A 22,607-nucleotide genomic window follows, 5' to 3' on the forward strand; every position below is an offset into this window, starting at 1 on the left:
GCGCCCGGGCTGACCCCGAGCGGGGTCGACCTGGGCGTCCCGGGTGACGCGAGCCGTGCGACTGGTCAGAAGGGCGGGGCGTCCTCGCCCATCAGCGCCAGGACGACGCCGCCCTTGCCGCTCTTGAGGCCCTGGACCACGACCTTGCCGGTGCTGCCGTCGGGCAACTCCAGGGTAAAGGTCTTTCCAACCGCGTTCTTGGGGCCGTTGCCGGCGCTGTTGGCGGGGCGGAAGTCACCAGCCCACGGAGCGGGCCCGCCCCGACGGGCCGGCTCGGCGAAGAGCGCGGCGGTGCCGGGGGTCCTGGTGCCGTCTGAGGAAAGGAGCACTGAGGCGCTGCGAAAGGTAGCCATATGCGTCAAGGCTAACCCGGACGAAGCCGAATCCGGGCACCACAGTTGCCCGTGGCGGCAATTCTGTCGGGTTGCTGCTCCACTTCCTCCCGGCCGACGGTAACCCTTCTGGCCACCCCCGTCAGTCCACCTGACTGCGTGTCACTTGCCGGTGACGATGCCCGGGTTGATGCAGAGCCCCGGGTTGGCGCCGTTCTTCTCCGCGATCTCCAGGCAGCGGGTCACCTTGTCGACAGTGGCGTTGGTCTCGCTGATCTGCTTGGAGATCTCGGCGTTCTTGCGGTCCTGCTCCAGGTTGCGGGTCTGCGCCAGCTTGTCCTGGAACGCCTTGATGTTGCCCTCGGTCTTGTCGTCGTGGTTCACCCGGGTGATGGTCACCGAGAGGATGTCCACGTCCGTGGCGAGGCGGGTCTCCGCGCTCGTCTTGATGTTCGCGGCGAACGGCTTCAGGTCCACGTTGAGGTCACCGGTCCGGGCGTCGATCTTCTCCAGCGGGTTGTACGCGGCGAACGCGTCGTTGACCGCACTGTCGAGCTGCACACCCACCCGCTGACCCCGGAAGCTGACGAAGTCGCCCTTGTAGTCCATGAACTGCTTGGGCGCGTTCTCCGGCTTGACCTGCCATTCGACGAGCACCTCGACGCAGGCGTCGGCGAGGGTGCCGGTCCGCACCCGTACGCAGTTGTCGCCGCCGATGTGGTCGTACTTCTGCCGGCCCGCGTCCCACTCGCCGACCTTCTGCCAGGGCGCCACCCATTTCAGGCCGGAGCCGGTCACCTTGCCGGTGGGTTTGCCGAAGCTGGTGACGATGCCGACCGAGCGGATGGGCACCGAGTGGGCGCTGGAGGCGATGCCCACCACGAGCGTGAGGGCGAGGAAGCCGAGCGCCGCGAGGGCGGCCATCCGCTTGAACGGTCGGGCGGGGGCGAGGAGAGCGACGACGGCGCTGACCGCCAGGGCGACGGCGAGGACGATCGCCATGGTGAAGCCGACGGGCATGGGATGGGGACCTTCCGATGGGCTGTGTGGATCATCAACCTAGGGGGTCCGGTCAAGTCGCGGAAATTCCGCGAGGGCGCATCCGCGGCGCGCCCTGCGAGCGAAACCCCGGGTAGAGAACGTCTACCCGGGGGTACGTCTGGTGTTGACCGATCCGATGCCGGCCGAGGTCGTGGAGATCGCGCACAAACAGGTGGCGCTCGCGGCCGAGGACCTGGACGCCAACGGCGTCGCCTCGGTGCTGCTGGAGTTGGTCGAGGCGTGGGGCGTGCCGGCGCTCTGGGAGCAGGTCTGCCGTCCGCTGCTGGCCCGGCTGTCGGGGCGTACCCCCGCCGAGATCGTCGTCGAGCACGCCCTCTTCGAGGGCGTCCGGGTCGGGTTGGACGCGTACCGCCGGGAGCCGGGCCGGTCGCTGCCCACCGGTGGGGTGCTGCTGGCCGGCGTCGAGAAGGAGGCGCACAGTCTGGGTCTGCTGGCGCTCGCCGCCGCGCTGCGGGAGCAGGGTCGCGGCTGTCTGAATCTCGGCCCGGTGCTGCCCTGGTCCGCGCTCACCAGCGCGGTGTACCGGGCCCGCCCGCGCACCGTCGTGCTCTGGTCGCAGACGCCGCTGACCGGCCGCGCGTACCGCCTGGTGCGCTTCGCCCGGGACTTCCCGCTCCTTCGGGTGTACGGGGCGGGGCCGGGCTGGATCGAGCCGCTGGGCCGTCCGGCGATCCGTCTCGGCACGTTGACGGAGGCCGTCCACGCCTGCCTGGCGGCGGTGCCCGGGCGTGATGCCCACCACATACGATACGGATCGGTGCCGTATCGTTAATGCGGGTCGTAGGCTGACCCACGTTACGAGTCTGACCCGTATCGTATTTCGTCACGGGTGATCAGCGTGGGGGGAAAGCAAGGCATGGAGCTGCACAACAACACCGGACACCCGAGGCGGTGGGCGATCCTGGGGGTGCTGGTGATCAGCCTCCTCGTGGTCGTCCTCGACAACACGATCCTCAACGTCGCCCTCCGCACCCTGGCCGACCCGGTGCACGGCCTCGGCGCCAGCCAGGGCGAGCTGGAGTGGTCCATCAACTCCTACACGCTCGTCTTCGCCGGGCTGCTGTTCACCTTCGGGGTGCTCGGCGACCGCGCCGGCCGCAAACGCTTCCTGATGATCGGCCTGGTGCTGTTCGGCCTGGCGTCACTGCTCTCCGCGTACGCCCACAGCCCCGGACAGCTCATCGGTGCCCGCGCCCTGATGGGGGTCGGCGGCGCGGCCATCATGCCGGTGACACTGTCGATCATCTCCAACGTCTTCGACCCGCGCGAGCGTGGTCGGGCCATCGGTGTCTGGGCCGGCGCCGTCGGTCTCGCCGTGGCGATCGGCCCGATCCTCGGCGGCGCGCTGCTGGAGCACTTCTGGTGGGGCTCGGTCTTCCTGATCAACGTGCCGGTGGTCGCCGCCGGCGTGGTGCTGGTGGCGCTGCTGGTCCCCGAGTCGCGTGACCCGCGGCCCGGCCGGATCGACGTGCTCGGCGTGCTGCTCTCCGTGGTCGGCCTGGTCGCCCTCTCCTACGGCATCATCGACGGCGGCGAGCACGGCTTCGACCGCCCGGTGGCCTGGGGGTCGATCCTGGCCGGCGTCGTGGTGCTGGCCTGGTTCGTGCAGCACGAGCGGCGCAGCGACCACCCGTCGCTCGACGTCCGGCTGTTCAAGGTGCCCCGGTTTGCCGCGCCGGTCGTCATCGTCGGCCTGGTGTTCTTCGCCGCGATGGGCTCGATGTTCTTCGGCTCGTTCTACCTGCAACTCGTGCGGGACTACAGCCCCCTGCAGACCGGTCTGCTCTTCCTGCCGTTCGCCGGCGCTCAACTGATCTTCGCGCCGCGCAGCGCCGCGATGGTCCGCCGCTACGGCGGTAAGGCGGTCGCCGCCGTCGGTCTGCTGCTGACAGTGGTGTCCCTCGGCGCGTTCGTCTTCATCGGCGCCTCCACCCCGATCTGGATCGTGCTGCTGGTCTTCCTGATCCAGGGCGCCGGAATGGCGAACATCATGCCGCCGGCCACTGAGTCGATCATGTCGGCGCTGCCCCGGGAGAAGGCCGGTGTCGGTTCCGCGGTCAGCAACACCATCCGCCAGGTGGCCGGCGCGCTCGGCGTGGCAGTCCTCGGCTCGGTGCTGTCCGCGGTCTACCGCAGCGACATCGGTGACGCCCTCACCGGTCTGCCCACGCAGGCCCAGGACGCGGCCAACGAGTCGATCTCCGGGGCGTACGCGGCGGCGGGCCAGCTCGGCCCGGCGGCGCCGGGGCTGATCTCGGCGGCCAACGACGCCTTCGTGACCGCCATGCACTGGGCGGCCGGGCTGTCCGCGGTGATCGCCGCACTCGGGATCATCGTGGTGCTGCGCTGGATGCCGGGCAAGGAGGACACGAGCGTCGCTCCGGCGGCTCCGGTCGCCGAGCCTGAGCTGGCCGGCACGGCGTAGGTTCGGCGAGAATGGCGGACATGACGTCCACTGCCGATGCTCCGCGGTCGCCCGGGCGACCACGGAGCATCCGCGCCGACGAGGCGATCATCGAGGCCACCCTCGATCTTCTCGCCGAGGGCAGCACCATCGAGGCGCTCTCGATCGAGGCGATCGCCACCCGCGCCGGGGTCGGCAAGGCCACCATCTACCGCCGCTGGGCCGGCAAGGACGCGTTGCTGCTGGACGCGCTGCGCCGCCTCAAGGGCGTCATGGCCCAGCCGGCGGGTCACTCCGTCCGCGACGACCTGGTGCTGCTCGTCGGCGCGATCGGCAAGAACGTCGACCCGCGAGCGGCCAAGATCATGCCCTGCCTGGTGCCCGCCGTGAACCGCAGCGCCGACCAGTTCCAGCTCTACCAGAACATCATCTCGCCACGGCGGCAGCTGATGCGCGAGGTGCTGCGGCGTGGCATCGACGAGGGGATGTTCCGCGCCGACATCGACGTCGAGGTGACGATGGCGCTGCTCACCGGGCCGATGCTGATCCAACGGGTGCTCCAGTGGAACCCGGATCTGGACGAGCAGTCCCTGCCCGAGCGGGTCGTCGACGCCGTGCTGGAGGGCATCAGGGCCCGCTGACGCCGGGCGTCCGGTCGGCGGTTGTCAGATGCCCGCCGACGTCGGACGGCCGGTCAGCCGGCCGGTGCCCGCAGCCGGTGCAGCCGCAGCGCGAGCTGCACCTCGAGCGCCCGCTCGGGCCGCTGCCAGTCGACGCCGAGCAACTGCCCGACCCGCTCCAACCGCTGGGTCACCGTGTTGACGTGCACGTGCAGTTGCTCGGCAGCGCGGGCCAGGCTGCCACCCACCCCGAAGTACGCCTCAAGCGTCTTCACCAACGCCGTACCGCGCCGGGCGTCGTAGTCGAGCACCGGCCCGACGGTGGCGGTGAGGAAATCGGTCACGTCCTTCTCGCCCCGGTCACCGACGGTGCCCAACAACAACCCGACGAAGCCCAACTCCACTGTGCTCGCGCCCTGCCCGGCACGGCCCAACGCGCCCAGCGCCGTCAGGCACCGGTCCGCCTCCTGGAACGTCCCGGCCAGCGCCGACGGAGTGTTCGACGGGCCACTCGCCCCGGCGGTCACCGGTCGACCGGTCACCCGGGACAGGTCCCGGGCCACCGCGCGGGCGCTGCCACCGGCGTCCAACCCCGGCAGCATCAGCACCACCCGGCCGTCCCGCGCCGCGGCCAGGCCGCCGCGCGCCGAGGCGTACGTGGTGGCCCACGAGAGCACCCGCTGCCGAGCCGAACCGGTGGCGGCTATCGCGTCGTCGCCCACCGCCACCAGCACGTGCGGCGCGTCCAGATCCACCCCGAGCCGCCGGGCCCGGCTGCGCAGCGCGTCAGTGTCGCGCAGCGGGCGGGCGATCAGGTCGTCCAGCAACTCGCCACGCACCCGCCCCTCCGCCTCCGCTACCGTCCGGCGGAACAGCAGCAGCAACGCTGTCACCAACGCGGCCCGTTCCAGGATGCGCTGGTCGGCGTCGACCAACTCGTCGTCCGGGCGCAGCACCAGCGCGCCCAGGTTCTCCGTGCCGGCCACCACCGCCGCGTACCAGAGTGGGCCGCGGCGGACGCTGCGCCCCTCGGTCCGGGACGCGGCCACCGCCTCGACGATGTCCGCGCGGTCCGGCTCCTCGATCTCACCCACCCGGGCCAGCAGGCGGCCCTCGGCGTCCAGCGCCAGCAGCGCGCCGCCCAGCACCTCGGTCACCGCGGCGGCGACGTCCTCCACCCCGCCGCCACGCAACACCAGCGCGGTCATCCGGTCGTGGGCCGCCGCGGCCCGCTCCACCGAGCTGCTGTGCGCCCGGATGGTGGTGTTCGCCGCCGACAACTCGGCCAGCGCCGACTGGGTCTCGGTCAACAGCCGGGCGGTGTCGATGGCCACCGCGGCGTGCGCGGCCAGCGACACCAGCAGCGCCACCTCCTCCCGGACGAACGGCCGGGCCGAACGGTTGGCCGCGTAGAGCACCCCGATCGAGGTCGAACCGAGCCGCAGCGGCACCCCCAGGATCGCCACCAGACCCTCCTCGCCCACCCCGGCGTCGATCTCGCCGGTGTGGTGGAAGCGCGCGTCCTCGCCGTAGTTGGCGGTGACGTACGGGGCGCCGGACTGGGCCACCAGGCCACCGAGCCCGGCACCCATCGGCAGCCGCAGCCGCTGGAACCGGGCCGAGACCGACCCGTCGGTCACCCGCATGTAGGTGTCGCCGTGTTCGTCGTCGTTGAGCGTCATGTACGCCACGTCCGCGCCGAGCAGGTGCCGGGCCCGGTGCACGATCGCCCGCAACACGTCGTCCAGGTCGCGCAGCCCGGCCAGGTCGCTGACCGTGTCGTACAGGCCGGACAGCTCGCTCTCCCGGCGGCGGCGACGCTCCAGCAGCGCGCGGACCCGCAACGCCACCGACTTGGCCTGCTCCAGCTCGGCCAGCCGGTCCGGCGGCAGCCCGGCGGCCCGCGCGGCCACCAACGGTCCCTCGAACTCGACCGCCGCGGCCTCTCGGGCGAGCAGCTCCAGGAACTCCACCGGCGAAGACATGGTCGACATTGTGCTCAACCCCACTAGTTGGCCGTCCAGCCCCCGTCGAGGGCGATCGACGCGCCGGTGATGAACCCCGCCGGCGGCGAGCAGAGGTACGCCAGCAGTTCGGCCACCTCCTCCGGCTCGATCAACCGCTTGATCGCCGCCCGGGCCAGCATGATCTTCTCGATCACCTCGGCCTCGTCGATGCCGTGACTGGCCGCCTGGTCGGCGATCTGGCTCTCCACCAGCGCGGTACGCACGTACGCCGGGTTGATGCAGTTGGCGGTGACCCCGTGCGCGGCGCCCTCCAACGCGACCACCTTCGACAGCCCTTCCAGGGCGTGCTTGGCCGAGACGTACGCCGCCTTGTACGGCGAGGCGCGCAGCCCGTGCACCGAGGAAATGTTGACGATGCGTCCCCAGCCCTCGGCGTACATGTGCGGCAGCGCCCGTCGGATCAGCCGGAACGGCGCCTCCACCATCACCCGCTGGATGTACTCGAAGCGCTCGACGGGAAAGTCCTGCAACGGCGCGACGTGCTGGAGCCCGGCGTTGTTCACCACGATGTCCACGTCCACGTCGAGGGAATCCACCGCCGCCGGGTCGGACAGGTCCACACCCTCGGCCCGGCCACCGGCCTCGGCGGCCACCGCCTTGGCCGCCTCCAGGTTGCGGTCCACCACGATCACCGTGGCGCCGGCCGCGCCCAGTCGCAGGGCACACGCCCGCCCGATGCCGCTCCCGCCCCCGGTGACCAGGGCGGTCCGACCGGAGAGGTCGACCTGCACGACATGGGGGACCACCACGGGTTCTGCCGTCATGGCGCAAGAAGTTACGAGCTGTGTGCTCCCCGGCACATGGGCCGGCGACACATACTCCGCACCAAAGCTGTGTGGCCCACCCGCCCCCGCCACCCACTCACCCGCCCCGTGCCGTCGCGCCTTGTGCCGCGCCGTCCTGCCTTGTGCCGTGCCACGCCCGCAAGATCGCGCACGAACCAGGATCTGGTGACGTCCCGGTGGTGTGCGACCACTCGATCCTGGTTCGAGCACGATCGTGGCGGCTGTGGGTGTTCGAACCACGCACCTGCGGGTCGGTCGGGGTGTGGGTCCGCCAAGATTCGCGCAGCATCGGGGATGGTGCTGCCTCCGGCGCGTCGGAGGCAGCACCATCAGGGAAGTTGCCCAGATCTTGGCGTGGGGCGTGCGGCCCGGGGCGTGGGGCCCGGGGCTGGGTGGGGCTGGCGCTCGGGGCGTGTCCCGTGGGGCTGGTGGGAAGGGCGCCGGTTAGGGTGTCGAACACACGTACTGCTGACGGCTGGGGAGGGGGCGGCGTGCGCGTGCTCGGTGTGGACCCGGGGTTGACCCGGTGTGGGGTGGGCGTGGTCGAGGGTGTGCCCGGCCGACCCTGCACGCTCGTCGCCTACTACGTGGTCTACACCGACCCGGCCGACGACCTGGCGCTGCGGCTGTTGCACCTGGACCGGTCGCTGAACAAGCTGGTCGCCGAGCATCAGCCGGAGAGCGTCGCCGTCGAGCGGGTGTTCAGTCAGCACAACGTTCGTACCGTGATGGGCACCGCGCAGGCCAGTGGCATCGCCGTGCTGGCCGGGGCGCGGGCCGGGCTGCCGGTGCAGACGTACACCCCGAGTGAGGTGAAGGCGGCGGTGACCGGGTCCGGTCAGGCCGACAAGGCGCAGATGACAGCGATGGTGACCCGGCTGTTGCGGCTGGACGAGCCGCCGAAGCCGGCGGACGCCGCCGACGCGCTGGCCCTGGCCATCTGCCACGTGTGGCGCGGCGGGACCCGCTCCAAGCTGGCCGCCGCGGCCGACCGGGCACGACGAGGAGGAGCGCGATGATCGCCAGCGTGCGCGGCACGGTGACCGCGACGGGTCCGGACCAGGCCGTGATCGAGGTCGGCGGGGTCGGGCTCGCCGTGCACTGCGCCCCGGGGACCCTCGCGGAGCTGCGGGTCGGCCAGGTCGCCCGGCTGGCCACCAGCCTGATCGTGCGGGAGGACTCGCTCACCCTCTACGGCTTCGCCGACGACGACGCCAAGTCGCTGTTCGAGCTGCTCCAGACCGCCAGTGGGGTCGGCCCGCGACTGGCCCAGGCGGTGCTGGCGGTGCACAGCCCGGACGCGGTCCGCAAGGCGATCGCCAACGCTGACACGGCCGCCCTGACCCGCGTACCCGGGATTGGCAAGAAGGGCGCGGAACGTCTGGTGCTGGAGCTGCGCGACCGGATCGGCCCGGTGCCGATCGGCGCCGACGGGGTGACCGGGGTGACCCGCGGCAGCTGGCCCGACCAGGTCCGCCAGGCGCTCGTGGGGCTGGGCTGGACGGCCGGTCAGGCCGATCAGGCGGTGGCCGCGGTGGCGGAGTCGATCGAGGGGGAGACCCCGCCGGTGCCGGTGCTGCTCAAGCAGGCCATCCGACTGCTCGGTCGCACCCGATGACCGCCCGGCCGCGACGGGCGGCGGCACGATGAGCGTGAGGAGTGAGCCGGGTTTGCGAGCCCCGCAGTCGCGAATGAAGGCGGCCCGATGAGCGTGAGGAGTGAGCCGGGTTTGCGAGCCCCGCAGTCGCGAATGAAGGCGGCCCGATGAGCGAGACCGAAGGGCTCGTCTCGGCGTACGTCAACGACGCCGACCGGGACGCGGAGGCCACCGTACGGCCGAAGCGGCTGGCCGAGTTCATCGCCCAGGACCGGGTCCGCGACCAGCTCGACCTGTTGTTGCAGGGCGCCATGCGGAGGGGGTCGCCGCCGGACCACATCCTGCTCTCCGGCCCACCCGGGTTGGGTAAGACGAGCCTGGCGAACATCGTCGCCGCCGAGTTGGGCGCGGGCATCCGGGTGACGAGCGGCCCGGCGATCGAGCGTTCCGGTGATCTGGCGGCGATCCTGACCAGCCTCGCCGAGGGCGACGTGCTCTTCATCGACGAGATCCATCGGATCGCGCGCCCGGCCGAGGAGTTGCTGTACAGCGCGATGGAGGACTTCCGGGTCGACGTCGTGGTGGGCAAGGGTCCGGGGGCGACGGCGATCCCGCTGGACGTCGAGCCGTTCACCCTGGTCGGCGCGACCACCCGGTCGGGTCTGTTGACCGGGCCGATGCGGGACCGGTTCGGCTTCGTCGCGCACCTGGACTTCTACGCCGCGGCGGATCTGGAGACGTTGTTGCACCGGTCGGCGCGGATCCTCGGGGTGCCGATCACCCCCGAGGGCGCGACGGAGATCGCCGGTCGGTCCCGGGGTACGCCGCGGATCGCCAACCGGCTGTTGCGCCGGGTCCGTGACTACGCCGAGGTCCGGGGGGACGGGGTGGTCGATCTCGTCACCGCCCGTGCGGCCCTGATCGTGTACGACGTGGACGCGCTGGGCCTGGACCGGCTGGACCGCGCGGTGTTGACCGCTCTGGTCGACTCGTTCCGGGGCGGCCCGGTGGGGCTGTCGACCCTCGCCGTGGCGGTGGGGGAGCAGCCGGACACCGTCGAGGAGGTGTGCGAGCCGTTCCTGGTGCGCGCCGGGCTGTTGGCGCGTACGCCCAGGGGGCGGGTGGCGACCGAGGCGGCCTGGAGGCATCTGGGGCGGACACCACCGAATGGTATATTTGGTGTGGATAGTCCACCTGTGCCCGACTTGTTCTCCTTGGATGTCGATCAGCCGTGATGTGAACGTGATCTGTGCCGCATTCGGCGTTCTCAGGTGCAGGGTTTAGACTTCGCCGCGGTCTGTACAGGACGTGAGAATCCGCCTCCGCTCCGGCACCCACGGTGCCGGGGAGGTGGCCAATGGGAAGGTCAGTAACCGTGCATTACGCAGCAGCGGGTGGCGGGGCCGGCGGTATCACGCCGATCCTGATGATCGCCCTGCTCTTCGGTGTCATGTATTTCATGATGATCCGACCCCAGCAGAAGCGTCGCCGTGAGTCGGAGGCGATGCAGTCCGGGCTCGGCCCCGGCGACGAGGTCGTCACCATCGGCGGGCTCTACGGCACTGTCACCGGCATCGAGGACGACACCGTCCTGATCGAGGTCGCCCCGGGTGTGCAGACCCGCTACGCCCGCGCCGCCATCGCGCGGGTGACCACCCGCGCGGAGCTGCCGAGCGAGACGGTCACCGAGGACGCGGACACCGCAAAGGACTGACCCTCCCTCCGGGAGCCGCGAATCCGGCGTACGGCCGGTCGGCCGGTTTCCGGGTCGCCGCGCCCGACGGGGCAGCGGACGAGACGTGAAAACTGGATAGTTGGGTCGACGCCGGTCGTCGGCACGTTCCCGTGACCGTCGGCGTTCCGCGCCGGAAGGTCGGGTCCTCGTGTCGGCATCTCGTCGGCTCAAGGCAGACCCGTCGGGCGGAACCCCCGGCCCGACACCCGCCGCCGCTGCGACAGCGGCGCGACCGTACAGGGAGACAGGACAGCCGTGGCACCACCTCAGGGACAGATGCGCCCCGGGCGGCAGCTCGCCGTGCTCGGGTTCATCTTCGTGGTCCTCTATCTTTTGGTGTTCTTCGCCGGCGCCAGCGGCAGCTGGAAGGACCGGCTCGAGCCCAAGCTCGGCCTGGACCTCATCGGCGGCACGCGGGTGACACTGGAGGCGACCAACAGCGTCGACGGCAAGCCCCCGACGGCGGAGAACCTCGAAGAGGCCCGCGAGATCATCGAGAGCCGGGTCAACGCGTTCGGCGTGGCCGAGGCCGAGGTGGTCACCGAGGGCAACCGCAACATCGTCATCTCCCTGCCCGGTGAGAACCGGGACCTCACCGATGTGGGCAGCGCGGCCGAGCTGCGCTTCCGCAAGGTGCTCAAGGGCGCCTCCGGTAGCGGGGTGGCCGAGGCGCCGCCCGCCGCCACGCCGGCCCCGTCCGGCAGTGCCGCCCCGACCGGCAGCGCGACCCCGTCCGGTGCCCCGACCCCGTCGGGCAGCGCCGCGCCGAAGGTGACCTCGTCGCCGAGCGGCGGTCAGGGCGGAATGGCCCCGGCGTCGCCGAGCGCCACGCCGACCCCCGCCGCGTCCGCCACGGCCTCGCCGAGCGCCGCCGCGCCGACCGCCAGTGCCGAGCCGGTCCCGGCCAGCATCGAGCAGCAGCGCAAGGCCGTCGAGCAGAAGGTCGGCGCCGCCACGTGGCAGGCCGCCAACGGGTTGCAGGCCCCGGCCGACCTGAGCGCCGACCCGTCGCTGGCCGAGAAGCTCAAGCCGTTCGGCACGCTGTCTGCGCAGGAGGTAGCGGTGCTGCCGGCGCAGATGCAGTTCAACGTGCCGACGATCGGCTGCAAGCAGCTCGACGAGCGTCCCCCGGCGTCGATCTCCGACGCGAACCAGCAGGTGGTCTCCTGCGAGGACGGCGCGTCGAAGTACCTGCTCGACAAGGCCAAGGTGCTGGGCACCGACGTGTCCGACGCCGACGCGGTGCTCGACCAGACCAACTCCTGGGTGGTCAGCCTGGACTTCACCGGCGACGGCCAGGGCAAGTGGACCTCGCTGACCCGTGAGGCGTTCACCAACGAGGGTCAGGCCTGCGACGCGACCGCGTTGGGCCAGGACGGCAAGTGCCGGGTGGCAGTCGTGCTGGACAACAAGATCGTGTCCTCCCCGGAGATCCAGGCCGTGCTGACCGGCAACTCCCAGATCACCGGCACCTTCACCCAGAAGGACGCCAGCACCCTCGCCGGCCAGCTCCGCTACGGCGCGCTGCCGGTGACCTTCGAGCAGCAGGAAGCGCAGAACGTCACGGCCACGCTGGGTGCCAGTCACCTGCGCGCCGGTCTGCTCGCGGCCGGCATCGGCATGCTGCTGGTCATCATCTACGCGTTCTTCTACTACCGGCTGCTCGGCTCGGTGATCTTCCTGAGCCTCATCCTCTCCGCGCTGCTGGTCTTCGGCGCGCTCGTGGTGCTCGGCCGGCAGATCGGCTTCACGCTCACCCTCGCCGGCATCGCCGGCATGATCGTCTCGCTCGGTGTGGCGGCGGACTCGTTCGTCATCTACTTCGAACGACTGAAAGACGAGATCCGGGAGGGGCGCAGCCCGCGTAGCGCGGTGCCCCGTGCCTGGATCCGGGCCCGTCGGACGATCATCTCGGCCAACGCGATCACCCTGCTCTCCGCCGTGGTGCTCTACGTGGTCTCGGTCGGCACTGTCAAGGGCTTCGCGTTCGCGCTCGGCCTGGCCACCGTGCTGGACCTCGTGGTGGTGTTCCTCTTCCGGCACCCGATCATGACGATGTTCGCCCGGACCCAGGCGTTCCTGTCCCCGCGGGTCAGCGGTCTGGGCCGGGCACTGCCGGCTCGCAACCAGCCGACTCAGCAACCCCGCAACCCGCGCGCCAAGGAGGCCTGAAATGGCTGAAAACGGTCTGGCGAGCCGCCTTTACAACGGCGAGGCCGGTCTCAACATCGTCGGCCGGCGCAAGCTCTGGTTCGGCGTCGCCGGGGTCCTGGTCCTGATCGCGATCCTCAGCTTCTCGATCCGCGGCTTCAGCCTGGGCATCGAGTTCGCCGGCGGCAACTCGTTCCAGGTGCCGGCCAGCGTCGGCACCCTGGACGACGCCGAGCGGGAGGTCAACTCGGCCCTCGCCGCGGAGAACACCGGCGTCAAGGTGGCCACCACGCAGAAGGTCGGCGGCCCGGGCGGCGACTCCTACGAGCTGCGCACGCCGCAGCTCAGCGTCGAGCAGGCCACCGCGGTCAAGGCCCAGATCGCCGAGGACCTCGGCATCAACGTCGACCAGATCAGCGGCAACCAGGTCAGTGAGGCCTGGGGCAGCCAGGTGACCGAGCGGGCAGTGCTCGGTCTGGTCATCTTCATCGCGCTGGTGATGGTCTACCTGATCCTGCGCTTCGAGTGGCGCATGGCCGTCGCCGCGGTCGCCTCGCTGATCACGAACCTGCTCCTCACCGCCGGCATCTACTCGCTCGTCGGGTTCGAGGTCACCCCGTCGACGATCATCGGTTTCCTCACCATCCTGGGCTTCGCGCTCTACGACGTGGTGGTGGTCTTCGACAAGGTCCAGGAGAACACGCGGGGCATCACCGCCAACAACAACCAGACGTACGGCGAGGCGTCCAACCTCGCTGTCAACCAGAGCCTGATGCGGTCGTTGAACACCTCGGTGGTCGCGCTGCTGCCGGTCGGCGGTCTGCTCTTCATCGGTGCCGGCCTGCTCGGCGCCGGCACTCTGAAGGACCTCGGTCTGGTGCTGTTCGTCGGTATGGCGGTGGCGTTCCTGACCTCCATCCTGGTGGCCACCCCGCTGCTGGCGCTGCTGAAGAACTACGACCCGCGGATCCAGGCGCACAACAAGCGGGTCCTGACCCGGCGGGGCGCGCTCAGCCGTGGCGAGGTTCCCGGTAAGGGTGCCGCGAGCCCGGTGGGCCAGGCCGACGCGACCGACGAGCCGGTCGACGACCAGGACGCCGCCGCGCTGGCCGGTGCCGCCCCCAAGGTGGGCGCTCGGCCGGCGGGCAAGCGGCCCACCGGCGCGCGGGGCGGTCGCCCGGGCGGTGGCGGCAGTCGGCCGGGTGGCGCCAAGCGGCGCTGACCCGACAGGAAACACCCGAACGGCGTCCGGCATGCTGTTGCCGGACGCCGTTCGTCGTCGAAGGGGAGCGAAACAGCCGTGACGGAGACCCACAGCACCGCAGCACGCGGGGACAGTGGCCCGGAGGTCGCCCGACTGGTCGCCAGCCGGGTGCTGGACGTGCCCGACTTCCCGAAGCCCGGCGTGATGTTCAAGGACCTGATGCCGCTGTTCGCCGACGGCACCGTCTTCCGTGAGGTGATCGACGGGATCGTCGCGTACCACGGGCGGGACGCCTTCGACGTGGTGGTCGGCATCGAGGCACGCGGGTTCGTCGTCGCGGCGGCCATCGCGTACGCGACGGGGGTGGGCGTGGTGCCGGTGCGCAAGGCCGGCAAGCTGCCCCGGCCGGCGCACTCGGTCTCCTACGAGTTGGAGTACGGCGAGGCCACCCTCGAGGTGCACGAGGACGCCTTCACCGCCGGGCACCGGGTGCTGGTGGTCGACGACGTGCTGGCCACCGGTGGCACCGCCGAGGCGACGCTGGACCTGGTCGAGCGGGCCGGCGGCACCGTCACCGGCTTCACGGTGTTGCTGGAGCTCGGCTTCCTCGGTGGGCGGAAGCGACTGGCGCCGCGTCCCGTGCACGCCCTGTTGACCGTTTGAGCCGGTCGGTTCCTGCTGCCCGTTTGATCCCGGCCCTCTCGGATGCAGCCGACGACGACCGTCCGGCGGAGCGGCAGGGGGCCGTCCGGGCGGGTAGCATTGCCCTTTGCTGACGCCGGGCGGTACCCCGTCCGGCGGGCGAGACCAGGCTGGCCGATCTTCGGCCGGCGTGTTTCCGGCGAGCGGTGAGGAGGCCGGTGTCCCACGATGTCGTCCCTCCGGCGGAGGACACGGTGCACCCGACAGGCGACGCCGACGGCTCGGTGACCGAGCGGGCTGGCGACGAACCGGCCCGGGTGACGGGCACCGGCAACGGCTCCGGCAGGGCTTCCAGCGATAGCGCGGTGCGTCCGACGAGCGGCCCGCCGAGCGTCGAGGCGTCCCCGGGCGCCGACGGCGTCGTGGTGCCGTTCCCGACCGACGTCGACGTCGACCCGTCGCCCAGCGGTGGCTTCGCGTTGTCGAACGCGCCCACCGGTCGGCGGGTCCGGGCCCGGCTGGCCCGGTTCAACGCGCCCTGGCAGACCTCCCAGGTCAGCGAGGTGCTGGAGCCGCTCATCGCCAGCCACCGGGACAACCACCCCAAGGCGGACGCCCGGCTGCTCCAGCGCGCCTTCGACACTGCCGCGCGGTGGCACTCCGGGCAGTACCGCAAGTCCGGCGACCCCTACATCACCCACCCCCTCGCGGTGGCGACGATCCTCGGCAACCTGGGGATGGACACCACCACGCTCGTCGCGGCGCTGCTGCACGACACCATCGAGGACACCGAGTACACCCTCGACCAGATGCGCGCCGACTTCGGCGGCGAGGTCGCTTTGCTCGTCGACGGCGTCACCAAGCTCGACAAGGTCAAGCTGGGCGACGCCGCCAAGGCCGAGACGATCCGCAAGATGGTAGTGGCCATGGCGAAGGACCCGCGGGTCCTGGTGATCAAGCTGGCCGACCGGCTGCACAACATGCGCACCCTGACCTTCCTGCCCCGCCCCAAGCAGGAGCAGAAGGCCAAGGAGACGCTGGAGATCCTGGCGCCGCTGGCGCACCGGCTCGGCATGAACACGATCAAGTGGGAGCTGGAGGATCTGTCCTTCGGCACGCTGTTCCCGAAGCGCTACGAGGAGATCAACCGGCTGATCGGGGAGCACCAGCCGCAGCGGGAGACGCTGCTGCGGCAGGTGACCCAGAAGGTCGGCACCGACCTGAAGGCCGCCAAGATCAAGGCGGAGACCACCGGTCGGCCGAAGCACCTCTACTCGATCTACCAGAAGATGATCGTGCGGGGTCGCGACTTCAACGACATCTACGACCTGGTGGGTGTGCGGATCCTGGTCGACACGGTTCGCGACTGCTACGCGGCGCTGGGAGTCATCCACGCCAACTGGCAGCCGGTGCCGGGCCGGTTCAAGGACTACATCGCCATGCCCAAGTTCAACATGTACCAGTCGTTGCACACGACTGTCATCGGGCCCACCGGCAAGCCGGTGGAGATGCAGATCCGCACGTACGCGATGCACCGCACCGCCGAGTTCGGCATCGCCGCGCACTGGAAGTACAAGGAGCACAAGGGCACCCAGATCGTCGGCCCGCCCGCGCACATCGACGAGATGACCTGGCTGCGGCAGCTGCTCGACTGGCAGCGCGAGGCGGCCGACCCGAGCGAGTTCCTCGACGCGCTGCGCTTCGACCTGTCCAGCCAGGAGGTGTACGTCTTCACCCCGAAGGGTGACGTCATCCCGCTGCCGACCGGGTCGACGCCTGTCGACTTCGCGTACGCGGTGCACACCGTTGTCGGGCACAAGTGCATCGGGGCGCGGGTCAACGGCAAGTTGGTGCCGCTGGAGTCGACGCTCTCCAACGGCGACGTGATCGAGATCTTCACGTCGAAGTCCGAGACGGCCGGCCCGACTCAGGACTGGCTGGGCTTCGTCAAGAGCCCGCGCGCCCGCACGAAGATCCGGCAGTACTTCAACAAGGAGCGGCGCGAGGAGGCGATCGAGGCCGGCAAGGACGCGATCGTCAAGGCGATGCGCAAGCAGGGCATGCCCCTGCAGCGGATGCTCACCTCCGACGCGCTCATGTCGATCGCCCGGGACCTGCACCTGGCCGACGTGGCCTCGCTCTACGCGGCGGTCGGCGACAGTCAGGTGTCCGCGCAGTCGGTGGTGCAGAAGCTGATGGCCGCGTACGGCGGCGAGGAGGGCGCGGCGGAGGACATCGCCGAGACCGCCGTCGCCACCAGGCCGCCGCGCAGTCGGCAGAGCAGCAACGACCCCGGTGTGGTGGTCCGCGGCGTCAGCGACGTCTGGATCAAGCTGGCCCGTTGCTGCACCCCGGTCCCACCGGACTCGGTGTTCGGCTTCGTCACCCGCTCCGGCGGGGTGAGCGTGCACCGCGACGACTGCGCCAACGCCGAGGACCTGCGCGCGCAGGCCGAGCGGGTCGTCGAGGTGAGTTGGAAGCTGACCTCCGCCTCGACGTTCCTGGTCGCCATCCAGGTCGAGGCCCTGGACCGGCACAAGCTGCTGGCCGACGTCACCCGGGTGCTGTCCGAGGAGCGGGTCAACATCCTCTCCGCCACCGTCACCACCACCCGCGACCGGGTGGCGGTGAGCCGGTTCAGCTTCGAGATGGCCGACCCGAAGCACCTGGGCCACCTGCTGGCCACCGTCCGCAAGGTCGACGGTGTCTTCGACGCCTACCGGGTCACCTCGGGGGCCTGACCGCCCGTACCCCGGGAACACGAGAGCGCCCGCCGGCTCAGCCGGCGGGCGCTTCGTCGTGCGTGCGGGGGTCAGCCCTGCGGGTTGCTCATGGTGAGGTCCTTGATGATGACCTCCTTCTTCGGGTGGCCACCGCCGGCCTGCTGGGCGAACGCCCCGTCGTCGCCGGCCTTGGCCACGTCCTTGACGAGGTCCAGGCCGCCGGTGACGGTGCCCAGCACCGTGTACGCCGGGTCCAGCGGGGAGTCACCGTAGACGATGAAGAACTGGCTGCCGGTGCTGCCCGGCTGGCCGGAGTTGGCCATCGCGATGACACCCTCCGGGTACGGCGGGCGCTTGTCGGTGGGCAGGTTCTCCTCGGGCAGGCGGTAGCTCGGGCCGCCCTGGCCGTCGGTGTCCCGCCAGCCGTTGCCGGTGGCGCTGGGGTCACCGCACTGCAACACCTTGATGCCCTCGGTCACGAGGCGGTGGCACTTGGTGTTGTCGAAGAAGTTCTTCTCCGCGAGGAGGCTGAAGCTGCCCGCCGTGCAGGGGACCAGCGACCTGTCGACCTTGGCCGTGATCGGGCCCAGGTTGGTGTCGATCGTCATGGTCTGGACGCCCTTGGCGGACTGCTGGTTGCTCGGCACCCCCACGTCCTTGATCTGCGGGGGCCGCTGCTCGGTGGGCAGCGCGTTGTACACGCACTCGGACGCGCCGGCCGCCGCGGTCGTGGTGCCGGGCTTGTCGTCGTCACCGCCGAGGCTCACCGCCAGCCACACGGTGCCGGCGACCACGAGCACCAGCGCGGCACCCGCGCTGACGATCGCCGTCGTCTGCCGGCGCTTGCGGGCCTTGGCCGCGCGCTCGGCCATCTCCTTCTCGAGCCGGGCGCGTGCCGCCGCGCGCTGCCGCTCTCTGGTGGACGTCACGCCTGGATCCTCCTGGCTGTCTGCTGCTGGGTGCCGCTTGGGTAGGTGGTGGCGCCCGGTCAGCTGGCGCTGGGGCTGCTGGCCGGGGTGCCGGAGGCCGACGGTGCCGGTGCCGCACCGGTGACCGGCTCACCGACCGTGAGGCTCTGGATCGTCACATCGGTGCTGGGCTTGACCTTCGCCCCGGTCCCATTGTCCACGGTCGGGAGGGCACCGATCTTCTCCACCACGTCCAGCCCGCCGGTCACCCGGCCGATGACCGGGAACTTCGGGTCGGCGGTGGTGAAGTCCTTGAAGAAGATCAGGAACTGGCTGCCGTTGCTGCCCGGCGGGTTGGAGATCATCGCCACCGTGCCCTTCGGGTACGTCGGCGGCTGGCCGGGGGCGGGACTGGCCGACGGAGACGCCGACGGCACGGTGGGCAGTTCCTCGTCGTAGAACGAGTAGATCGGCCCACCGAGACCCGTGCCGCTGGGGTCGCCGCACCGCAGCGCGCCCTCGGCGGTGATCTCGTGGCACGTGGTGTTGTCGTAGAACGACCGGCTCGCCAGGTGGGCGATGCTCGCCGCCGCGCACGGGGAGTTGGTCAGGTTCAGCTCGGCGGTGATCGGCGCGCCCTTGTTGGTGGTCACCGTCATCGCCCGGGTGCCCTCGGTGGGCAGGTCCTTGGTGGCCGGCGTACCGACGTCCTTGAGGTTGGTGTTGGCCGTCGCGTCCTGCGGCGTCCAGAGGCAGGTGTCCTCCGCCGCGGCGGTGTTCTGCTTCGGGTCGGAGTCGAACGCTCCGAGCGCCCAGGCCGAGCCCGCCACGACCAGCACGAGGATCAGCGCGGCCCCAACTCCGGCCTGGATCTGCCGACGGCGCCGCGTGGACGCCGCCCGGCGAGCCATCTGCCGGTCGAGCTTGGCCCGCGCCATCTTGCGCTGCCGGTCCCTGCTGGAAGCCACAGGTGCTCCCCTTTCCGCTACCTGGTCGTCGCCGGCGGCCGGGCACCCCGGCCCGTCCAGGCGTGACGTGTGCCGCGCCACACGCCCGCCAGAGTGTACGGCTAGTGACTGAGAATGTGGTGTACGAGGTCCACCCCGTCCCGAGCAGCGCTTATCGGAGATCGTCACTGTGCCGTAGGGGGCGCGTGGGACGGACGCGGCAAACTCGCTCGGCGCGCCCGATAGGCTGCGGTACAGGACGACAGCTGCTCGACGGAAAGGACAGCGCCAGTGCTCGTGGCCGGCTTTCCCGCGGACGCCTTCGGCACCAACTGCTACGTGGTTGCCGCCGCGCCGGGGGAGCAGTGCGTGGTGGTCGACCCCGGCATCGGGGTGCTCGGCCAGCTCGACGCGTTGCTCGCCGAGCACCGCCTGCATCCGGCCGCCGTGCTGCTCACCCACGGCCACCTCGACCACACCTTCTCGGTCGCGCCGGTCTGCGGCGCGCGTGGCATCACCGCGTACGTTCACCCCGGCGACCGGGAGATGCTTGCCGACCCGGCGAAGGGCCTCTCGACCGACCTGACGTCGCTCTTCGGGGGCCGGCTGAGCTACACCGAGCCGGAGGACGTGGCCGAGCTGACCGACGGTGCCACCCTCACCCTCGCCGGCCTGGAGATCGCCGTCGACCACGCCCCGGGCCATACCGGCGGGTCGGTGCTGTTCCGGCTGCCGGGAGCGGGGTCGAGCTTCGAGGCTGACGAGCTGTGCCTCTCCGGCGACGTCCTCTTCGCCGGGTCGATCGGCCGCACCGACCTGCCGGGCGGGAGCATGCCGGCCATGCTCAGCAGCCTGCGCGACAAGATCCTTCCGCTGGCCGACGACACTGTCGTGCTGCCCGGCCACGGCCCCGCCACCACCATCGGCCGCGAGCGCGCCAGCAACCCGTACCTCATCGAGGTGGCCGGCACGTCGCCGGCCGCTCCCACCCGGGGCCTCTAGATCTTCCGTCCGCGCCGCGCGCGGACCCACGACACCACCGCGCCGCGGGCGCGGAACCGCAAGGAGTACGCCGATGAGCAAGCCCACGCCCATCTCCGGCTTCCCGGAGTGGACCCCCGGCCAGCGGATGATCGAGCAGTTCGTGCTCGACAAGATCCGGGCCACCTTCGAGCTGTACGGTTTCGCGCCGCTGGAGACCCGCGCCGTGGAACCGCTCGACCAGCTGCTGCGCAAGGGCGAGACCTCGAAGGAGGTCTACGTGATCCGTCGGCTGCACGCCGACGCCGAGGGTGCCGCTGGCGACGACCAGCTCGGCCTGCACTTCGACCTGACTGTGCCGTTCGCCAGGTACGTGCTGGAGAACGCCGGCAAGCTCAGCTTCCCGTTCCGCCGCTACCAGATCCAGAAGGTGTGGCGGGGTGAGCGGCCGCAGGAGGGCCGCTACCGGGAGTTCGTCCAGGCCGACATCGACATCGTCGACCGGGACACCCTGGCCGCGCACCACGAGGCGGAGATGCCGCTGGTGATCGGGGACGCACTGCGTTCGTTGCCGATCCCGCCGGTGACGATCCAGGTCAACAACCGCAAGATCTGCGAGGGTTTCTACCGGGGCATCGGGCTGACCGACCCGGAGGCGGCGCTGCGGGCAGTGGACAAGCTCGACAAGATCGGTCCGGCGAAGGTGGCCGAGCTGCTGGCCGAGACTGCCGGGGCGAGCGAGGCGCAGGCCAAGGCGTGCCTGGCGCTGGCCGAGATCTCCGCCCCGGACGCCTCGTTCGCCGACGCCGTCCGGGCCCTCGGGGTGAGCGACCCGCTGCTCGACGAGGGCATCGAGGAGTTGGTCCGGGTGGTGGACACCGCCGCCGCCCACTCGCCCGGCCTCTGCGTGGCGGACCTGCGCATCGCCCGTGGCCTGGATTACTACACGGGCACCGTCTACGAGACCCAGCTGCGCGGCTACGAGCGCTTCGGCTCGATCTGCTCCGGCGGCCGGTACGACAACCTGGCCAGCGCCGGCGCCGTCTCGTACCCGGGCGTAGGAATCTCGATCGGCGTGACCCGACTGCTCGGGCTGCTCTTCGGCGCGGGCGAGCTGTCGGTCTCGCGGGAGGTGCCGACGGCCGTGCTCGTCGCGGTGACGAGCGAGGAGCAGCGTACGGCCAGCAACCGGGTGGCCGAGGCGCTGCGGCGGCGCGGGGTGCCGACCGAGGTGTCGCCGAGTGCGGCGAAGTTCGGCAAGCAGATCCGTTACGCCGAGCGGCGCGGCATCCCGTACGTCTGGTTCCCCGGTGCCGAGGGAGCGCCGGACGAGGTGAAGGACATCCGCTCCGGTGAGCAGGTCACCGCCGGTGCCCAGGAGTGGATGCCACCCCTGGCGGACCTCAAGCCCACTGTCGGTTGAGTGTCCCCACTGGCGCTGACGGCCGCGGGGACCTACGGTAGCGTAAGTTACGCCACCGTAGGGAGTTTCTCGTGACCGTCAGCACCACAGTGAGCCAGACCGCCCTGCTCGTCGAGTTGGAGCCGGTCGTCGCGCGCAACCTCGACCGCCACCTCTCGCTCGCCAAGGAGTGGTTCCCGCACGAGTACGTGCCGTGGAGCGAGGGGCGGACCTTCGACGGGCCGCTCGGCGGCGAGGCGTGGTCACCGACCGACTCCACCATCCCGGACGTGGCCCGCACCGCGCTGATCGTCAACCTCCTGACCGAGGACAACCTGCCCTCGTACCACCACGAGATCGCGACCCTGTTCGGTCGCGACGGCGCATGGGGCACCTGGGTGCACCGGTGGACCGCCGAGGAGGGTCGGCACGGCGTCGCGATCCGTGACTACCTGACCGTCAGCCGGGCCGTCGACCCGGTCGCGTTGGAGCGGGCCCGGATGACGCACATGTCGGAGGGCTACACGAACGCCCACGGCGACGAGGTGCTGCACTCCCTGGCGTACGTCTCGTTCCAGGAGCTGGCCACCCGGATCTCGCACCGCAACACCGGCAAGGCCACCGGCGACCCCACCTGCGAGGCGCTGCTGGCCCGGGTGGCCGCCGACGAGAACCTGCACATGGTCTTCTACCGCAACCTGCTCGCGGCCTCGTTCGAGCTGGCCCCGAGCCAGGCCATGCGGGCCGTCGCCGACGTGGTGGCCGACTTCCAGATGCCGGGCAGCGGCATCGAGGGCTTCGCCCGCAAGTCGGTGGCGATCGCCCTGGCCGGCATCTACGACCTCCGTCAGCACCGCGACGAGGTGTTGCAGCCGGTCCTGCGCCAGTGGGACGTCTTCAACGTGACGGGCCTCAACGCCGACGGCGAAGCCGCCCGCGAGGAGCTCGCCGCCCATTTGGAGAGCCTGGACCGCGCCGCGAGCCGCTTCGAGGAGAAGCGCGACGCGAGAGCCGCCCGCCTAGCCCTCCGCTAACCCCCACCCCCCCACCGAGCCGAAGACCCCACCACTCAACTCCCGTCACACTA

General features: G+C 70.9%; 20 protein-coding genes. 14 read left to right on the plus strand and 6 right to left on the minus strand.

The window, feature by feature from the left end:
* Positions 1–65 precede the first annotated feature (65 nt).
* Positions 66–353 (minus strand): hypothetical protein, encoded by a 288-nt coding sequence (locus tag ABZ406_RS08270; RefSeq protein WP_357757197.1) that lies wholly within the window; start codon positions 351–353, stop codon positions 66–68.
* Between the two features lie 141 nt (positions 354–494).
* Positions 495–1,352, minus strand: a complete 858-nt coding sequence (locus ABZ406_RS08275; protein ID WP_357757200.1) for an SPFH domain-containing protein — start codon at positions 1,350–1,352, stop codon at positions 495–497.
* Between the two features lie 142 nt (positions 1,353–1,494).
* On the opposite strand from ABZ406_RS08275, the gene ABZ406_RS08280 reads away from it, so the two are divergent.
* From ABZ406_RS08280 to ABZ406_RS08290, 3 genes are all read left to right on the plus strand, one after another.
* Positions 1,495–2,166 (plus strand): transcriptional regulator, encoded by a 672-nt coding sequence (locus ABZ406_RS08280; RefSeq protein ID WP_357757203.1) that lies wholly within the window; start codon positions 1,495–1,497, stop codon positions 2,164–2,166.
* Between the two features lie 84 nt (positions 2,167–2,250).
* Entirely contained in the window at positions 2,251–3,819 is a 1,569-nt protein-coding gene (locus tag ABZ406_RS08285) for an MFS transporter (RefSeq protein ID WP_357757305.1), read from the plus strand.
* Between the two features lie 11 nt (positions 3,820–3,830).
* Positions 3,831–4,439 (plus strand): TetR/AcrR family transcriptional regulator, encoded by a 609-nt coding sequence (locus tag ABZ406_RS08290; protein WP_357757206.1) that lies wholly within the window; start codon positions 3,831–3,833, stop codon positions 4,437–4,439.
* Positions 4,440–4,492: 53 nt separating this feature from the next.
* Here ABZ406_RS08290 and ABZ406_RS08295 read toward each other — a convergent pair whose 3' ends face one another.
* Together ABZ406_RS08295 and ABZ406_RS08300 are read right to left on the minus strand one after the other, a co-directional pair.
* The gene (locus ABZ406_RS08295) at positions 4,493–6,412 is read right to left on the minus strand and encodes a helix-turn-helix domain-containing protein (RefSeq protein WP_357757209.1); all 1,920 of its coding nucleotides are present in this window, start codon (positions 6,410–6,412) and stop codon (positions 4,493–4,495) included.
* Between the two features lie 14 nt (positions 6,413–6,426).
* Positions 6,427–7,209 carry a 3-hydroxybutyrate dehydrogenase gene (locus tag ABZ406_RS08300; protein WP_357757211.1) on the minus strand — a complete coding sequence of 261 codons (783 nt, stop codon included), beginning with the start codon at positions 7,207–7,209 and terminating at the stop codon, positions 6,427–6,429.
* 512 nt (positions 7,210–7,721) lie between these two features.
* Between ABZ406_RS08300 and ruvC the strand changes: the two genes are divergently transcribed.
* The 8 genes from ruvC (at position 7,722) to ABZ406_RS08340 (ending at position 17,300) form a co-directional block, all read left to right on the plus strand.
* Positions 7,722–8,249, plus strand: coding sequence for a crossover junction endodeoxyribonuclease RuvC (ruvC, locus tag ABZ406_RS08305; protein WP_210784948.1), 528 nt, complete (start codon positions 7,722–7,724; stop codon positions 8,247–8,249).
* Positions 8,246–8,848 carry a Holliday junction branch migration protein RuvA gene (gene ruvA, locus ABZ406_RS08310; RefSeq protein WP_357358460.1) on the plus strand — a complete coding sequence of 201 codons (603 nt, stop codon included), beginning with the start codon at positions 8,246–8,248 and terminating at the stop codon, positions 8,846–8,848. Before ruvC ends, ruvA begins: the two co-directional genes overlap by 4 nt.
* 146 nt (positions 8,849–8,994) lie before the next feature.
* Positions 8,995–10,062, plus strand: a complete 1,068-nt coding sequence (gene ruvB / locus ABZ406_RS08315; RefSeq protein WP_357757215.1) for a Holliday junction branch migration DNA helicase RuvB — start codon at positions 8,995–8,997, stop codon at positions 10,060–10,062.
* A 122-nt stretch (positions 10,063–10,184) separates the two neighbouring features.
* Positions 10,185–10,541, plus strand: a complete 357-nt coding sequence (gene yajC / locus ABZ406_RS08320; protein WP_357757218.1) for a preprotein translocase subunit YajC — start codon at positions 10,185–10,187, stop codon at positions 10,539–10,541.
* A gap of 276 nt (positions 10,542–10,817) precedes the next feature.
* Positions 10,818–12,734, plus strand: a complete 1,917-nt coding sequence (secD, locus tag ABZ406_RS08325) for a protein translocase subunit SecD (protein ID WP_357757221.1) — start codon at positions 10,818–10,820, stop codon at positions 12,732–12,734.
* Position 12,735: 1 nt separating this feature from the next.
* On the plus strand, positions 12,736–13,935 hold the full coding sequence (gene secF, locus ABZ406_RS08330) for a protein translocase subunit SecF (protein ID WP_357757223.1): 1,200 nt from the start codon (positions 12,736–12,738) through the stop codon (positions 13,933–13,935).
* Between the two features lie 78 nt (positions 13,936–14,013).
* Positions 14,014–14,580 (plus strand): adenine phosphoribosyltransferase, encoded by a 567-nt coding sequence (locus ABZ406_RS08335; protein ID WP_357757226.1) that lies wholly within the window; start codon positions 14,014–14,016, stop codon positions 14,578–14,580.
* A 197-nt stretch (positions 14,581–14,777) separates the two neighbouring features.
* Positions 14,778–17,300, plus strand: a complete 2,523-nt coding sequence (locus ABZ406_RS08340) for a bifunctional (p)ppGpp synthetase/guanosine-3',5'-bis(diphosphate) 3'-pyrophosphohydrolase (RefSeq protein ID WP_357757229.1) — start codon at positions 14,778–14,780, stop codon at positions 17,298–17,300.
* 71 nt (positions 17,301–17,371) lie between these two features.
* Here the strand turns inward: ABZ406_RS08340 and ABZ406_RS08345 are convergent, their stop codons facing one another.
* The gene (locus ABZ406_RS08345) at positions 17,372–18,211 is read right to left on the minus strand and encodes a peptidylprolyl isomerase (RefSeq protein ID WP_357757232.1); all 840 of its coding nucleotides are present in this window, start codon (positions 18,209–18,211) and stop codon (positions 17,372–17,374) included.
* 59 nt (positions 18,212–18,270) lie between these two features.
* A complete protein-coding gene (locus tag ABZ406_RS08350; RefSeq protein WP_357757235.1) occupies positions 18,271–19,158 on the minus strand; it encodes a peptidylprolyl isomerase in 888 nt (295 codons plus the stop codon).
* A gap of 270 nt (positions 19,159–19,428) precedes the next feature.
* Here ABZ406_RS08350 and ABZ406_RS08355 point away from each other — a divergent pair, with 270 nt between their 5' ends.
* The 3 genes from ABZ406_RS08355 to ABZ406_RS08365 all read left to right on the plus strand — a co-directional run bounded on the left by ABZ406_RS08355 (position 19,429) and on the right by ABZ406_RS08365 (position 22,554).
* Positions 19,429–20,139: an MBL fold metallo-hydrolase gene (locus ABZ406_RS08355; RefSeq protein ID WP_357757238.1), complete on the plus strand. Its 711-nt coding sequence runs from the start codon at positions 19,429–19,431 to the stop codon at positions 20,137–20,139.
* A gap of 73 nt (positions 20,140–20,212) precedes the next feature.
* Positions 20,213–21,541 (plus strand): histidine--tRNA ligase, encoded by a 1,329-nt coding sequence (gene hisS / locus ABZ406_RS08360; protein ID WP_357757241.1) that lies wholly within the window; start codon positions 20,213–20,215, stop codon positions 21,539–21,541.
* Between the two features lie 71 nt (positions 21,542–21,612).
* The gene (locus tag ABZ406_RS08365; RefSeq protein WP_357757243.1) at positions 21,613–22,554 is read left to right on the plus strand and encodes an acyl-ACP desaturase; all 942 of its coding nucleotides are present in this window, start codon (positions 21,613–21,615) and stop codon (positions 22,552–22,554) included.
* Positions 22,555–22,607: the final 53 nt, after the last annotated feature.

It is taken from the genome of Micromonospora sp. NPDC005710, assembly GCF_040630995.1.
GTDB lineage: Bacteria > Actinomycetota > Actinomycetes > Mycobacteriales > Micromonosporaceae > Micromonospora.

Bases quoted from the DNA above. Each gene is read 5' to 3' on its own strand.
- ABZ406_RS08295 (WP_357757209.1), bottom strand. From the start codon at position 6,412: ATGTCGACCATGTCTTCGCCGGTGGAGTTCCTGGAGCTGCTCGCCCGA.
- ruvA (WP_357358460.1), top strand. From the start codon at position 8,246: ATGATCGCCAGCGTGCGCGGCACGGTGACCGCGACGGGTCCGGACCAG.
- hisS (WP_357757241.1), top strand. From the start codon at position 20,213: ATGAGCAAGCCCACGCCCATCTCCGGCTTCCCGGAGTGGACCCCCGGC.
- yajC (WP_357757218.1), top strand. From the start codon at position 10,185: ATGGGAAGGTCAGTAACCGTGCATTACGCAGCAGCGGGTGGCGGGGCC.
- secF (WP_357757223.1), top strand. From the start codon at position 12,736: ATGGCTGAAAACGGTCTGGCGAGCCGCCTTTACAACGGCGAGGCCGGT.
- ABZ406_RS08270 (WP_357757197.1), bottom strand. From the start codon at position 353: ATGGCTACCTTTCGCAGCGCCTCAGTGCTCCTTTCCTCAGACGGCACC.
- ABZ406_RS08290 (WP_357757206.1), top strand. From the start codon at position 3,831: ATGGCGGACATGACGTCCACTGCCGATGCTCCGCGGTCGCCCGGGCGA.
- ABZ406_RS08275 (WP_357757200.1), bottom strand. From the start codon at position 1,352: ATGCCCGTCGGCTTCACCATGGCGATCGTCCTCGCCGTCGCCCTGGCG.
- ruvB (WP_357757215.1), top strand. From the start codon at position 8,995: ATGAGCGAGACCGAAGGGCTCGTCTCGGCGTACGTCAACGACGCCGAC.
- ABZ406_RS08285 (WP_357757305.1), top strand. From the start codon at position 2,251: ATGGAGCTGCACAACAACACCGGACACCCGAGGCGGTGGGCGATCCTG.
- ABZ406_RS08300 (WP_357757211.1), bottom strand. From the start codon at position 7,209: ATGACGGCAGAACCCGTGGTGGTCCCCCATGTCGTGCAGGTCGACCTC.